Origin of the sequence: Faecousia intestinalis (genome assembly GCF_040096185.1) — a bacterium.
GTDB lineage: Bacteria > Bacillota > Clostridia > Oscillospirales > Oscillospiraceae > JAZOXB01.
Window position 1 is genome coordinate 1 of record NZ_JBBMFF010000258.1, and the last position, 14,506, is coordinate 14,506.

The 14,506-nt window shown below is 57.3% G+C and carries 9 protein-coding genes; 1 reads left to right on the top strand and 8 read right to left on the bottom strand.

The genetic code is table 11. The features are described 5' to 3' along the window. Positions 1–227: 227 nt before the first annotated feature. From WMO66_RS12615 to WMO66_RS12645, 7 genes are all read right to left on the bottom strand, one after another. A complete protein-coding gene (locus tag WMO66_RS12615; RefSeq protein ID WP_349136779.1) occupies positions 228–9,269 on the bottom strand; it encodes an S-layer homology domain-containing protein in 9,042 nt (3,013 codons plus the stop codon). Further along, entirely contained in the window at positions 9,266–9,619 is a 354-nt protein-coding gene (locus tag WMO66_RS12620; RefSeq protein WP_349136780.1) for a hypothetical protein, read from the bottom strand. Before WMO66_RS12620 ends, WMO66_RS12615 begins: the two co-directional genes overlap by 4 nt. Before the next feature lie 161 nt (positions 9,620–9,780). Continuing rightward, entirely contained in the window at positions 9,781–10,410 is a 630-nt protein-coding gene (locus tag WMO66_RS12625; protein WP_349136781.1) for a PrsW family glutamic-type intramembrane protease, read from the bottom strand. Then, positions 10,407–11,033: a histidine kinase gene (locus WMO66_RS12630; RefSeq protein ID WP_349136782.1), complete on the bottom strand. Its 627-nt coding sequence runs from the start codon at positions 11,031–11,033 to the stop codon at positions 10,407–10,409. Before WMO66_RS12630 ends, WMO66_RS12625 begins: the two co-directional genes overlap by 4 nt. After that, complete coding sequence (locus WMO66_RS12635; protein ID WP_349136783.1) at positions 11,020–11,379, bottom strand: ABC-2 transporter permease; 360 nt, start codon at positions 11,377–11,379, stop codon at positions 11,020–11,022. Before WMO66_RS12635 ends, WMO66_RS12630 begins: the two co-directional genes overlap by 14 nt. Next, positions 11,366–11,914 (bottom strand): RNA polymerase sigma factor, encoded by a 549-nt coding sequence (locus tag WMO66_RS12640; RefSeq protein ID WP_349136784.1) that lies wholly within the window; start codon positions 11,912–11,914, stop codon positions 11,366–11,368. The genes WMO66_RS12635 and WMO66_RS12640 overlap by 14 nt, the downstream gene beginning before the upstream one ends. A gap of 220 nt (positions 11,915–12,134) precedes the next feature. Then, positions 12,135–13,187, bottom strand: a complete 1,053-nt coding sequence (locus WMO66_RS12645) for an NAD-dependent epimerase/dehydratase family protein (protein ID WP_349136785.1) — start codon at positions 13,185–13,187, stop codon at positions 12,135–12,137. A gap of 172 nt (positions 13,188–13,359) precedes the next feature. On the opposite strand from WMO66_RS12645, the gene WMO66_RS12650 reads away from it, so the two are divergent. After that, the gene (locus WMO66_RS12650; protein ID WP_349136786.1) at positions 13,360–13,929 is read left to right on the top strand and encodes a TetR/AcrR family transcriptional regulator; all 570 of its coding nucleotides are present in this window, start codon (positions 13,360–13,362) and stop codon (positions 13,927–13,929) included. 373 nt (positions 13,930–14,302) lie between these two features. Here WMO66_RS12650 and WMO66_RS12655 read toward each other — a convergent pair. Continuing rightward, positions 14,303–14,506 (bottom strand): S-layer homology domain-containing protein (locus WMO66_RS12655; protein WP_349136787.1); only part of this gene is annotated, 204 nt, incomplete at its 5' end.

A 14,506-nucleotide genomic window follows, 5' to 3' on the forward strand; every position in this document is an offset into this window, starting at 1 on the left:
CCCCCCCCCCCCGAAAGGTGAGCCTGTTTCCTTTTCGATGATTTGCAGCGCTTCTTCCTCACGCCGCCTGCTCTGCCATGTGCTCAGCGAAAGGCTTCCGGCAAGAGGTGCAGCGCAGGAGCGCCATCACAAGCCGAACACGCTGCTGCCGCCGGTCTTTGGGGCTTGCAGCTGCTTCGGGCTGTTCCGGCGCATCAGACGCCGGGAGCCTTGCCCTGCACCAGCTCTTACTTCTCAAGGAAGCGGTGGAGCATCGCGGCGATCTCCGCGCGGGTCGCCGTGCCCTGCGGGTCAAGCACCCCGTCTGGCTTCCCTTGGATCAGACCGCTGCCGACCGCCCACTGCATCGCTGCCCTTGCATAATCTGAGACCTTGCCCGCATCCCGGAACTTGTCAAGCTCTCCCTTGGCGGTCATATCGCAGCCCTTGTAGTCTGCGTAGCGGAAGAAGATGGCTGCAAGCTGTTCACGGGTGATGGAATCGTTCGGACCGACTTTGTTGTTGCCGTAGCCCAAAAAGATGCCGTTCTCCGCCGTCCATGTGATCGCGTCTGTGTACCACGTTCCGGCTTCCACATCGGTAAAGCTGCTGTTGCCCTTCGGCGCGGGGCTGCCCGCCATGCGCCAAAGAATGGTCGCCATCATCCCGCGCGTCGCCGTCCCGTGCGGACGGAATTGCGCGTTGCCCGTGCCGATCATCAGCCCATTTTCATAGGCGAACATCACATCGCCATAGAACCAGTCCTTTTCAGAAACATCGGTAAAGGGATTCGCGCCTGTGCCGCTATTGCGCAGAATCGTCAGCGTGTAGGTTTTAGCACCGATTCCCACGACAATGTCGGTTTTGCCGCTGTTGGGGATGGCAACGGTTGCGCTGCCGCCGGTGGACAGAGCCTGCCCGTTGATGCTCACGGGCTCGCCGTTTCCAGACACCGCTGTGACTAGCGTAGATGTTGCTCCGCTATCATTTTGCAGCGTATAGGTATAGTTCGTTCCGTTGGCGGTAAAATCGCTGAGCCCCACTGCCAGACCTTCAAAGGTCAGAAGGTCATTACCGGGCACTGCGGCTCGCACCACTACGCGGGTGCCAAGCCGGGAGAAGGTGACGGTTTCCGTCTGGAAGGTTTCCCCGGAGATGGCACCGCCAATACTGGTCTTTTTCGTTTCCAGAACGGTCCCGGCAGCATCCAGCAGCGTGGCCACCAGCACTGTGCCAGTCTGAGACTGCAGGCAGTTGTTGCGCAGGGTAATGGCGGCGGTGCTGTGACCGTTGCCGTCGTTCCCCTGTGTCACATCCATCGTCATCCGCTCTCCGGTGCGGGCCAGTGCGCCGGTCATATGGACGGTGGCCTCGCTGTCACTGCCGTCATACTCCGGCAGGCGCTGATTGCTTCCCGTTCCACCGATCTGACCTTCCGCCCACGCCTCGGCGTACAGATAGGTACCCACATTGGGGATCTCGGTTTTGCCAATGGAGTTCATATACTTGCCCAGATCATAGGTCAGGTCCAGTGTAAAGGTTCCCTGATCGATGCGGGCGAGGGCGCTGTCTCCGGAAATGGTGATTTCATTACCACTAACCGATACGCCGTTTGTGGTGCAGGCTACCTCTGCAGGCTTGGTATGCAGATCATCCGCATAGAACGCAAGCTTCACCTCGCGGTTCTTTCCGCCGGCCAGCGTGGCGGCAGAGGAATTATAGAGGGTCATGCGCACCGTGCGCTTGCCGGCGCTCTCCGCAATCACTTCCATTTGCGAGATGCCAATGTCGGGATAATCCAGATACACTGTGCCTGTTTCGTTGATGCCGTCGGCAGTGATGGTATAGCTCGGGTCGGTCACGCGGTCCTTCACATGGTGCCAGACGGTAAGGGTGGTGCTTTCATTGGGCAGCAGTTTTTCCGTAAGGGTGGCGGTTTCCCCGCTGCCAAGCTTGACCGTTAGGTTTGTCACATCGTTCAGCCCGGTGTTGCGGATGGTAAAGCGAATGGGTGTCAGGCTGTTCAGCGCCAGCATGGCATAATCCACACCGATCTGTTCCACTGCCACCGCATCGGTGACAAAATCAGAGGTAGCGGTATAGAGGATCGTTTTCTCACCCGGAACGGTCACGTTGCCGATTACCTGCGGGTTTCCATCGTCATAGAAGGTGGCCTGAATGACAGCCTGCACCTGATTGCTGCCGCTGACATAGGCATCAAAGTGGTCAGCCAGCGTGCGATCCGGCAGCTCTGCCAGTTCCAATGGTGCGGAGAGCGTGTAGGTATTTTCGGCATAGCGCAGCTTGGCCGCCTTCAAAATGCCGTGATCTACCGCGCCGTTGGCGTTATTGACAGTCTCATTCCAGATGATGGTAAGATCATTGCGGCTGCGATGATCCCCGCTGAGGGAAGCGAAGCGGAAGTCTCCGCCCACGGCGGCGTTGCCGCTGCTGGTCAGGGCAGACAAAGAGCCGGGGAAACTGTTGGACATGGTACCGCTGCCGTCCACAGCCAACAGCTGAATATCGCTGCTGCCGTCTCGGACACTGTGCCAACCGATGACAAATCGGTCATCCCCGCTGCCGAAGTTGACTGCAACGACCTGGGGGTTTTCGTCAAGATTGCTGTCACAGGTCGCCAGCATGGCTGTACCGGGAGTTCCGTCAGAAGCCACGGTACAATAGGCGATCTCGTAGGCGGAGATATCTCCGGTTCCGCTGCGGTCCAGCGAGTAAACCGCCATAGCGGTTCCGTCGGGCAGCATGGCCGCCTGCAGCGCCTTCACGCTGCCGGTAGCACCGTTATAAAGCATTTTGGCATTGCTCCAGTCGCCGTTCCTGCTGTCATAGCAACTGTACATGATACAATCTCTGGTCGTGAAGTTCAGCAGGTTGCTGCCCTGCGTACCGGGATCGGGGGTGTAGACGCTGCGCCAGAACACGATGGCCTTGCCGTCGCCGCCCACTGCCGTGGCTGGGGCCAGATCCGGCGTGCCGTCGTTGGTTAGGCGGGTGGAAGTCCAGGTCGTGCCGTTATAGACGGACACTACGATCTCCGTGCTGTTCATCAGCAGGTTTTGCTCTTCCAATGTCACGGGATCACCGGCATTTTTACCCGGCAGGTCGGTGCCCATACGAACCCAAGCCGCCGCCGCGAAGCTGCCAGTGCCAGACAAAGAAACGCTCGTGTCGCCGTAGCCGGGGAACTCTGTGGGAGCGTCAATTTCACTGGAGGGAGTATAGACGCCGCCATTGAGGGTGGAGAAATGCGCCCGGCTGTCGTAAATACTGCTGCTGTTGCCGTCGTTGATGTAGGCCAATACCTTCCCGTCATCGCTGAGCTGTGGATAGGATGTGGGATTGGCATTGGTCTGGATGTTTTCCAGCCCACTGGTGGAGTTCAGAGAGAACAGCATCATCCGCTGCTGGGGCTGGCCCCAGGTACGGGCATATTGCTCCAGATAGTCCCGGCTTTGGAGCGTTGCACTGCCAGAAGTCACCTGCATGCCGCTCTGAGCCGCCGCCGTCCGCAGCGAGGCAAGGCTCAGCCCACTGGTGGCGTTATTCCAGTATTCGTCGATTGTTGCCCAGTCATGAAAAGTCTTGGTGGCTCCAAAGGTTCCGGAGGCGATCACCGCCTCGTAGGAGATAAACAGGAATCTGGCCACAAATTTGATTCCCACTTCGCTTTGGATCCCCAGGGCCTGACCGTTGATCTGGCGCTTTGTCTCGTCGGCGAGATAGGTGCGGGAAAGGAACTTATTCTGACTGTCCACATCCAAATTGCCGAATAGGCCGATCTTCAGCGCCACGATCGAATAGTCAAAGCCAATGCCGCCAAACGCGTGGACATAGGCGTTGATACGCAGCGTGGTCAAAAAGTCATTCACTGCCGTGGCCGTGGGATCGCTCCAGGCAAGCTCTGTGCCCTGCCCCTGCTGGCCGTAGCGCACTGCGGTACGGAAATCCAGCTGAATGGCACCGCCCAGCTCAAAGGTTGCTGTCAACGGCACGGGGCCGGCCATGGCGTTCACGCTGAAGGAGAAGCCCACGCCAACGCCGGCGGTAAAGCCGCCGCCTACGGTGAAAACCTCCCACTCCTTTTTTTCGGCGTTATAGCGGATCTCCGCTTCGTAAAAGCCCTCCAACTGCAAGTTGAGATCCGTGCTGGTGACATTGTCGGCCAGGGAGTTGGTTTTGTAGTCCCCCTTGGGATCATAGGTTCCCTGGGCCATCTGGCTCAGGTCCCCGGTACTGGGCACGCCCACCTCCAGGTTCTGCGTCAGCACATTCGCACCCAACGCCACGCCGTCCTCGGAATAGTCCATGTCCTCCATCTCCAGCGTATTGTACCCGGCCCAAATCATGGCACGGAACACGGAGGGGTCTTCGCTGGGAGTGATGATCATTTTGAACACGGAAGTGTCCACCGGACCGCTCAGATCATCCAGCCGTCCGGTCAGCACCTTGAGAATGTTACTGTCGCCCACTCCGCCAAAGTCGACTCCCTTCACTATACTGGAGGCTCCCATCGTCGCCAGAATACCGGTGACGCGGTCATCCTCTGTCACCTTGGGCACTCGGGTCAGATCAACGACCCGGAAGGGCATTATTTTCTCCTGCAGCAGGCTGCCGTTCAGGCTCAGCTGCGTTTTCATACCCACATCCTTGCCGTCGGCGATCCATCCAGAGGTGGTCATGGTGGCCTCGGTGAGGGTCAGATCGTTTTCCGCTACAGGGATGGATGAGAAGGGATACTGCTTGGTACTGCTGCTCTGGGCGGCAGGAAGAACGCCGTATTCGTCCGCCAACCTGAGACGGTAATTCTGCGCGTTGGCAATATCCTCGCCCCAGAGGAGCATGGTGGTGTGCAGGGTGGCTGTTTTGAAGCTGCTGTTAGGGCCGATCTTCCCGGTCGAGCTGCGGACATCCACCTTCTGACCGTTGGCAAGACCGTAATCAACGCTTTGCGCCGCAAGGAAGGGCTTGTTTGCCTCCCCCGTCGGCACGCGCTCCAGAGAGACAACGCCCTCTGCGGTGCGCATTACATCGTCCACGCCCAGCTTGCCGTTGACGGTCAGCAGCAGCGGATAGTAATTGTTGCTGTCAATTTCGCTGATCTCCAGAATGTACTCCAGCTGATCCAGAGCGGAAAGCGCCGTGGTGTTGCTCTCACCCTTTTCGGCCGACCAGAACTGGGTGGAATCCAGATAGACGGTTATATTTCCCGCCGCATCCGTGGTATAGGTGTCGCCGGTGATGCCGCTGACAAGTGCTCCAGCCCTGGAGCCCAGCAGAGCTGTCTCGCAGTAGCCTCCGTTTTTATAAACACCGCCGCGAACGGTCACCGTCTTGTTCGCCAGCGGATCGCCGCCCGGCGTGATGAGCGTCACAGATGCCCGGGCGACTCGCCGAAGGCTGAAGGTATTCAAGGGATAAAGCTGCAGTTTTGTGGCATCCCGCTCGCCGGAACGCAGATTTTCTTTATAGATGGTGCCCAGATAAATATCCGCGCCGGAGCCGGACCGCAGAGACACCTCACTGGCGATTCCGTTGGGTTCGTAAAGCGCCAGCACGCCTTCCCTGTTGGTCGTGACCGTTTTGGGCACACCTTTGCCGTCGGTGTATTGCAGTGTCGTTTCCGCTGCAGGCGTCAGCTGGAAGAGATAGAACTTATTTTGCAGCGTTTTCGCTGTCACCTGTACGGCGGCACGCATACCCGTGGCGGCATGGGTAGCCGTGACGGTTGCGGTGCCGTTGGCCAAGCCGGACAGCGCCATTTTGGTTTCGGGAAGGTAGGAATCAAAGGAGAAGTTTCTGATGTCCTCATACAGTCCGCCCTGCTTGTAGTTGACGGAAATGACATTGTTGTTGCTGGAGAGCCACTGGATCCCGTCCTTAAAGGAGTTCCATCCGTACTCGTCATAGTTGATGCCTATGTACTCGATCAGCCCCAGCTCCTGGCGCAGCTGCAAAATTTCAGCGGTATCGGTAGGCAGGGGGCCGCTGACCTTGGAGGTATTGTCCATGGTCAGCGCAGAAATCGTGGTTCCGTTGCCGTCCTGCACCTTCAGTGCGTCGGCATCGTAGACATACAGGGGGAAGGAGTCCGTGCTGGGAGCTTCCTCAACAGGGTTCTCCACGCTCAAAACCACCTGATAGGTGTCCTTTAGATTGCCGGCTTTCACACGCTGTAATGGCAGGGAGAAGCTTCCGGAGGTACCGGATAGGCGCTCACGGGCCACCTCTTGGGTGGTGTTGTCCTCTGTGACCCGGGTAATGGTCAGCGTGGACTGTTGAGAGGCGCCGTCAGTGGCGTTTTCCACCGACCAGTTGATATTGACGGTGCCGTCGGTATCCTTGTGGTAAATGCTCTGGGGCGGTGTCAGCTTGGCCGTGGCAGGTGGTGCCTGCACGATGATCCAGGCAAGTGCCGACAGGCGGACGTTCTCACCCTCGGCGTTGGGGTGCGGCATGGAGACCTGCACCGTGTAGGCCGGGGTATTTCCGCTGGAGAGATTGGAGAGCACATTCTCCGGGATCCGCACGCTGTTTTCCTCTTTGCCAGCGGTATAAGACGCAACGGGCTGGATGCCGCTCAGCTCCGCCTCATTCGTGTAGTTGCCCGCATACAGGTCAATCCTGTAATGGAACTCTTTGTTCGGTGCCATCAGCGCGGCGTTGGAGCTCCACAGCACGGTGGCGGGCTGATTTACCCGCGTCACGATGGACGCGCCGCCGGGAATCACCAGTGCCAGGGAATTGCCTGCCGTCACGGTATAGGGCTTTGACTCGCCCGTCACATCATCGGCAGGGTCCACAGTCCCGTTGTCCGCCGTAAAGGTAAAGGTGACGGTTCCCACCTTGGTTCCTGTGGTGGCAACAACGCCGGTATCCTCGTTGATGGTGGCAATGAGCGTGTCACTGCTGCTCCATTTGCCGGTGGTGTAGGTGGCCTGCTCACCGTTTTCCCCAAAAACCTCTGCCTGAAGCGTGGGGCGGGCGGCTTCGGCGAGGGAAATCGTATAGTCGGCGTCATTCGCTTCCGGGACGATGGTCACCGTGTGCGCGGAAACTTTCTTTGCCACCGTGAACTGCCGGGTCAGGGGAAGAACATTCACCCAGTTCGGAGCGTCTTTCGTGCCCTCGTTGGCCTGCAGCGTCACCGTATAGGTGCGGGTGTAAGCCGCGGGTGCGATTGCATAGTCGCTAATGGTGAAGGCTTCCTTCTCTGTGTCCAGATAGACCTGCAGATGGATTGGTTCAACCGCGGAGTCGTACCTCAGCTCGAGGCGGAATGGGGCTTGCTTCGGGTCTGTGCCTGCCGGGGTGTGATAATTGCTGTATACGGTCTTGTAGGCCTGCTCCATGTTGGCGTTCATCGTGAACGATGCCTTGCCGTTGTCGTAGTCGGCGGTCAGTGCGGTGGGGGCGTTGCGCATCAAGACGCTCTTCAGCTCAACGCCGGCAATCGGGTTGCTTTGATAGGGCGTGGTATCCAGCGTATGACCGAAAACATCCTTCACGCCGGTCATACCATTGACGGTGACCGTGGTGGCATCCGTATCCTGCACTGGATACCAGAGCATTGCCGTGACACCGTATTTGTTCATGGAAAGCTCAGCGGCGGTATACTCTTTGCCATTGATGGTCACGCTGGCGCTTCTAAGATCCACGAACTCGTCAAAGGTAACTGTGATGGGGACGAGCTGTCCGCTGGCATAGGTTCCCGCCGGGGCCGTGACGCTTTGAATGGTGGGGGCGTCCGTGTCCACCAGCCTGGCGGTGACGTTGCTGTTCTTGGTGGTGGCCCAGGAATTTTGGATTTCGCCCTGTACACTTTTCATATACAGTCGGAAGGGCAGATAGTACCGCTGATCCCCTCTGTTTTGCGTGGTAGACTGCAGGGAGATGTTGACCGTTTCGCCCTTGTTGATCGTACAGTTCAGCGCTTTTGTTCTGTTGTTGCTGAGCTCCAGAGATTTTCCATTGAACTTGTACTCCGTCAGATAGAACGGGGCATAGGGCTGGTCTTTATACCAGCCATACGGAGCATCGCCAGCATAGGCAGCTTTTTCGGTACTCCAGTTAAACTCGATGCTGGCGTCGATTTGGTATGGCTGATAAAATGGGTCGGAGCCGGCGGGAAGCACCGAGTTGCGGGCGCCCTCCAGAATTCTGATGGTATCGCTTAGCGCAACGAAGTCCGGATTGTTGGCACCAAGGGCTGTAGTGTATTCATTTGCCAGCAAAGGAATAAACATATCCCCCTGTATTGTGGCTGTACTTTCGTATCTTTCCTCATAGTTCGGCGCGGTCATTACTGTTTGTATTGCGGGGACGCCAACCGTCTTGATTAGCTTGAGCTGATGGTGGTCGGCATAACCGGCGCCGTCATAGAACACCAGATTTTCCGCATCGTAAAATTCGATCATCCCCAGCAGGTCGCCATAGGAATAAGAATTCGCGAGCCAGTCTGAGTTCCCTCCTCTGGTTTGAACATTGACAGTGATTTTACGACCACCTAAATTGTAAGTTGAGCCTGCGTCATAGGTCAGCTTGTAGGACCCGTCGCTTTGCTCGACCCCACTCACCCCGTCTATCGAGACCTCCACATTGGTGATATACTTGCTGAGCTGGCCTTTTTGAATGCGGTAGGAAAAGCCGACCGGTTTTCCGCGGTATATAGTAAAAGTCCCGGAGTTCCAGGTGTTGTTTGCGAGAACCTCCAGCGTTTGGCTCATCATGCCGCTCATATCCACCGTCTCAACGCCCTCAGGCTTTGTGGCAGAGGCGGAATACTGCAAACTGATGCCCTGCAGCTCCAGCTGCTCCATCAGGCTATTGAGATTCTCCAGTGCTTCCCCGGTAAACTCCCTGCCGGAGAAATAGGTGTCCTTGATCCGCTGCAGCTCCTGTTCGATTTGGATCATGGTCTTCAAATCGCCCAGCGCCACCGGAGTCCCATCCACGTCGGCGATACGGGTGAGATCCGTGGCGGGATTTTCCAGTAGCTCCATGACAGCCGCCAGTGTCAACACCCGGCCGTCCAGCGTGATGGTTTGATCCACCTTGAAATTGCCGTCTTCATCCAGCAGCCCCAAAGCGTTCAGCATGGAAAGCACTTGGTCGCTGCTGCCGCCGGTCAAGGCGGAGAGCTGCTCCAAAATCGCCTGATTTTCCTTGGGTGTGTTGCCCAGCGAATCGCTCACCGCTGCAAACGCCGCTGTCGGCAGCATGGTCAGCACCATGCAGCACAGCAGCAGGATGCTAAGTATTCGTTTTTTCATGTCGTTTTTCCCTCCTGTTTCTGCGGGTCTGGCTTACCTGCCCCGTCTTTTTTCTGGGTTTCCCTGCTTCTGAGCCGGAAGCACAGCGCGGTGATCGCCGCCGCCGCTGCAAAGCAGACAACGCCTACCAGCACATAGCCGCCTGCGTCCTCCCGCAGCAGCATCGCACCGAACACACCTCGTGCGGCGCTCTGCCCCGGCCCGACGACTGTGCTCGCCGTCTGCATCAGCGCTGCGAACAGCAGCATACACGCGGCGGACAGTCCGCAGATCTCGCGCTGCTGCTTCCGGCGGGCGTACTCGTGTCTCCGCTTTTTGACGAGCGCGACCCGCCTTGCGGTATCATACATGTCTCTGGACCCCTCCTCTCTTCATGGCTCGAACGTGGTGACGTAAAAGTCCCTTCACTGATATAGGTACAGAAAAACGGAAAAACTCTCACCCCAAATATAAAAATTTTCAAAAAAAATTGAGAGCCGCTCAAAAGCAGCTCTCAAGTGGAAGGCTTTGGTTATTCTCTCCGCGTAAGGCGGAGGGCGGACAGCTTTCCCGCCGCCATCAGCAGCACCGGCAGGACGTAAGCGACGTACTGCGCCACGCCGCCGTAGACGATCAGCAGGTTGTAGGTGGCGTGAAAGGTGATGGCCGCGCCCAGCAGACCGCAGGTGCCAGCGATCTTCAGCCACGTCCGCTGCCAGGCATACGCCAGCCCTTCGCCGACGATGCCGCCGCACAGCACATGCATGGCGCCCGTTCCGAAGCCGCGGAAGAAGATGAAGGAGAAGCGGTCCGCTCCGTTCTGGATCAGATAGCAGACATTTTCAAAGGTGGCGAAGGCAAGGGCAATCGTGATGGCGGCAGCCTTGATTTTATCCCCCTCCGGCTCGAATACCAGAAGATAGAATACCAGCGGCAGCAGCTTCATGATTTCCTCCACCACCGGCGCGATCTCCGCCGTGGCGGCAAGGGCGTCCGCCTGACATACCGCCGCGAGGAAGGTGTTGATATAGGCCGAAAGCAGGCACACCCCCATCCCGGCAATGCAGAACAGGAAGAAGCGGAGCTGCCGCCTTCCCATGCACAAAGCGGCCACCAGCAGCGGGGATGCCATGCACAGAAAGATGTTTTCGATGTAGGTCATGCGTCCACCGCCTTTCTCGCAGCGGGCAGCAGCCCGAAAATGGCAAGCGTCAGCAGCATATCACACCAGAAGGTTGGGCTTGCCGGAGAAGTATCCGGCCAGAAGCAGCCCACCGTCCAGAGCAGGTACTCCGAGGCAACAAAGCACAGCACGCCGATGTGGAAGTATCGCATCTTCCACGCCGCGCCCGTCTGCCCGTTGGCGCAGACCAGTCCGCGAATGGAGCAGAAGGAGAGCCATATCATCATGCCGCACCAGAGCAGGTTGGAGAGAATGTCCCCGAAGGTGCAGTAGAACGCCAGCAGCGGCACGCCGAACGCAGGCGCAAGCCATGCTCTGCGGCAGCGGAAGCAGCGCTCCTCTGTTCCTGCCAGCGTGGCCTGCAAGATCCGCAGGAAGATGAGGCTTGCCACCCAGCCGAACTCCGACACATAAAAGACCCGGGGTGTGGTGTCGAACAGCAGCAGATACAGCGTCCAGTAGAGCGCGCCGAGGGCAAAGCAGCCGTAGAAGCAAAGCAGCAGAAAATACGCCTGCCTGCGGCTTCTGCGGTAGGATAGGCCCGAAAGCAGTGCGCCGACGAACGTGACCAGCAGCTGCAGCAGGTTCTCAATCAGCTCCATGAATTCCCTCGCTTTCGTTGTTCTGATCGTCCTCGCGCTTCATCTGATGCAGCCGGAAGCACAGAACGGTCACGCACACGCCGAGAAGAAACGCCAAAAGCCCGATGACGATATATCCGAGAGCGCCGCCGCCATACATGCTGGCCGCCGTTTCAAAGCCGGAGTAGTCGCCGGTCTGGATGCTTGCGGCAATGCCGGGCATGGCGAGGGACGCGCCAATGAGCAGCACAAGGCACGCCGCCACAGCGGAAGCCATGGTAATCTTATTGCGCCGCAGCCGCTTCTCCCGCTCAATTTTGGCGATGCGCCGCTTTGTCTCCGCGACCCGTTCCTCATGACTCCGCATTTGTGATTCCCTCCCGTTCCAGCAGCCTTCGCAGGCTCTCTTTTCCGCGATACACCATGTTGGTAATCTGCTTTACCGTTTTCCCCGTGACCTCCGCCGCCTGCGCGTAGCTCATATCTTCAAAATAGGTGAGATATAAAACCTCCCGGTAGTCCGGGTTCATTTCACCCATGCAGAAATGCAGGACGCGGTTTCGCTCCTCCGTCCGGATAACCTCCTCCGCCAGCAGACGTCCGTCCGGCTCGTTGGTCAGCGCGTCGAGGCTGAACAAGGGCTTCCGCCTGCTCTTGTGGCGCAGCGCCGTGTGGCGCGCGGCCTTATAGAGATACGCCTTGAAGCCGCCGTCCCGTATCTTCGGCTTTTTGGTGAACAGATAGGCGAAAACGTCGAGCATCAGCTCCTCCGCCTCGTGAACGTCGTGCAGATAGCCGTCAATATACAGGGTCAGGGGGTCGCCGTATTTTTTCATCAGGGCCTCCAGCCCTGCGTCGTCGCCGCTTAGATATTGGCGATAAAAAACCTCGTCACAGGTCATAACGTTCCCTTTCCTTTGCAGCCGTTCAGGATGCAGGGCAGCCTGTCAGACGCTTGCACAGCCGTGCCGTGCCGCCCCTCCATACCGATAAAAAAATACAACACAATTTCAGTATATACGAATCTCGGAAGAAAAGCAAGAGGGCAAGCGGAGCGATAAAAAGCAGCACACCCGGAGAAATAACCCGGATGTGCTGCAGAAGGCCGAAACACAGAGCAGCTCAGCAGCGGGCGCCGCTGATCGTGGGGCGCCGGATGAGATGAGGCAGTGCCTTGCCCGCTTCCTTCTGTGCAATGAGCCATGCGGCCATATCCCGCAGGGTCTGCTCCAGCGGGCGCGGCTGATATGCAAAGCACTTCGATGCAGCCGCATGGCTGAAGCAGCCGTTTGAGGCAAGAACGGAAATGGAATATGGGGTGAAAAACAATGGCTTTCGATCCTTCAAGCTCCGGCGCTCGTAGTACGGAGCTGCCAGCCTTGCAAGACCCAGAGGCAAGCAGATGGGCCGATACCGCCGTTTTGCCGCCGCCCCGATGATCTGCAGCATTCTGCGAATCGTGACATAGTGGCCGGACAAAATGTAGCCCTTACCGGGCTCTCCGCTTTCGGAACAGGCGAGAATGCCATTTGCCACATCCCGCACATCCACAAAGTCATATCCGCCGCGAACGGCGAAAGGCAGCTTCCCGGCAAGAAAGGATCTTGCCATTGAGGTGAAGCTCCCTCCCTGTAAATCGTCCGGCCCGATGATGCCGGAGGGGAATACAATGCTGGCGTTCAACCCGCACGCCGCCGCGTCGTAGACCAGCTCGGTGGCAGCGGCCTTGCTCTTGGCGTAATCACCGTCCACAAGCCCCGGCGAGAATTCACAGTTTTCTGTAATGGGGCAGCCCTTTGGCTGCTCCGGGATGGCATGAACGGAGCTGACATAGACCAGCTTGCCCACTTTATGCGCCATACATTGCTGCAGGAGCTGCCCTGTCCCACCTACATTGACCTGATAGAGCCTCGGACCGGGTCTGGACGCGACGGAGACGATACCGGCGCAGTGAATCACACAGGTACGGCTGTCGGCATCCGCAAAGAAGTCTGCCAGCGAGTTTTTGGCGCACACATCACCGATAACGGTATGGACTTCTTTGGGGAGCAAATTGATATAGGGGTCATTCTGCAGCACAAGCGCGTACACTTGCGCTCTGCGGCGCACCAGCCTCTCCGCAACAGCCCTGCCGAGGAAGCCGGTAGCACCTGTAACAAGATATTTATCATACATTCAAAAGACCTCCTCTCAAGATAATCATACAGGTGTTGATTATCTTTCACAAGTATAGTATACTGGAGAGGCAGATCAGAAACAATCGGCATTTGCCCTGCAATTGAAAGAAAAGCAACACGGCGTGCCGGAGTGTTGCAGAATTTTGTAAACTTTTTGTGAGGAGCGCAAAATGGAGAAGCTGGATGCAAGAAAACGCTATACGCAAATGGTGCTCAAGCAGTCCTTTTTGGAGCTGCTGAAGGAAAAGCCGGTCAGTAGGATTACGGTGAAGGAGGTCTGCGCGCTGGCGCAGCTTAACCGTGCCACCTTCTATGCCCATTACAGCGATTGCTTTGCCCTGATGGAGAGCATTGAGAATGAACTCATCGATGCATTTGAGAAATCCCTTCGCTATGTCAATTCCTTTGATGTGACGGCGCTGATCGAGGCCATCTACGATATGGTCGATCAGAATCAGGAGGCCTGCCGGGTACTGATCCTGGGCAACACAAGCTCGACCGTCCTGATGCGGATGATCGCCTTGGCCAAGGAGGACAGCATTGCTTACTGGCGGAAAGAACTGCCCAATGCCAGCGAAACAGAGCTTGAGATGATGTATACCCATCTGTCAAACGGTTTGATGCATGTCGTTGTGGAGGGCTATGACAAGTACAGCAAAGAGGAAATGATCCATTTTGTCAGCCGGGTCGTAAAAGCCAGTCTTTCGGTGTTCCAATCGTCCCAAAAACCGCTTGCTTAACATAGATATGATGTCTGCGTGGTATAATAAGCCAAAGGATTGACGGTCAAAAAAGCAGACCTTGGTCATCTGGTGGAACTTTATCGGCGTAGTCGATATCTCATACTGATTCTTGATTAAAATATTTAATCAAGAATCCCGTGTGCTACGCACACTCGCATCGTGCGAATGCACGCTGCGCCGTCTCATGCAGAATCTGACGCGCCGTTGGCGCTATAAAAAGCTCTTCAAGCTTTTTAACAGATTCTAGTATCACAACAAGAGCAAAAAGAAACGGCATAGCCTACATGATCGTAAGCTATGCCGTATTCTTTTGAGCACCTTTCGTCCTTACGTGAATGCGGACTTGGCCTGCCCCTTGTGCTTTGTCCTGTTACAACTTCGCGTAGCGCATGAGGATGGTCGCGAACTCTGCGCGGGTGGCGTTGCCGGTCGGCTGGAGGCCGCCGTCCTTGCCGTTGATGATGCCCGCGCCGACGCACCAGCGCAGCGCGTCAACGGCCCATGAGCCAACCTGACCGGCATCCGGCCAGCGGCTGAGGTCGCCCGTCGGGGTCGTGTCCGTTCCCTTGACGGT

Coding starts and splice junctions, on each gene's coding strand:
- WMO66_RS12645 (WP_349136785.1), bottom strand. CDS start 13,187: ATGTATGATAAATATCTTGTTACAGGTGCTACCGGCTTCCTCGGCAGG.
- WMO66_RS12625 (WP_349136781.1), bottom strand. CDS start 10,410: ATGACCTACATCGAAAACATCTTTCTGTGCATGGCATCCCCGCTGCTG.
- WMO66_RS12620 (WP_349136780.1), bottom strand. CDS start 9,619: ATGTATGATACCGCAAGGCGGGTCGCGCTCGTCAAAAAGCGGAGACAC.
- WMO66_RS12650 (WP_349136786.1), top strand. CDS start 13,360: ATGGAGAAGCTGGATGCAAGAAAACGCTATACGCAAATGGTGCTCAAG.
- WMO66_RS12630 (WP_349136782.1), bottom strand. CDS start 11,033: ATGGAGCTGATTGAGAACCTGCTGCAGCTGCTGGTCACGTTCGTCGGC.
- WMO66_RS12615 (WP_349136779.1), bottom strand. CDS start 9,269: ATGAAAAAACGAATACTTAGCATCCTGCTGCTGTGCTGCATGGTGCTG.
- WMO66_RS12640 (WP_349136784.1), bottom strand. CDS start 11,914: ATGACCTGTGACGAGGTTTTTTATCGCCAATATCTAAGCGGCGACGAC.
- WMO66_RS12635 (WP_349136783.1), bottom strand. CDS start 11,379: ATGCGGAGTCATGAGGAACGGGTCGCGGAGACAAAGCGGCGCATCGCC.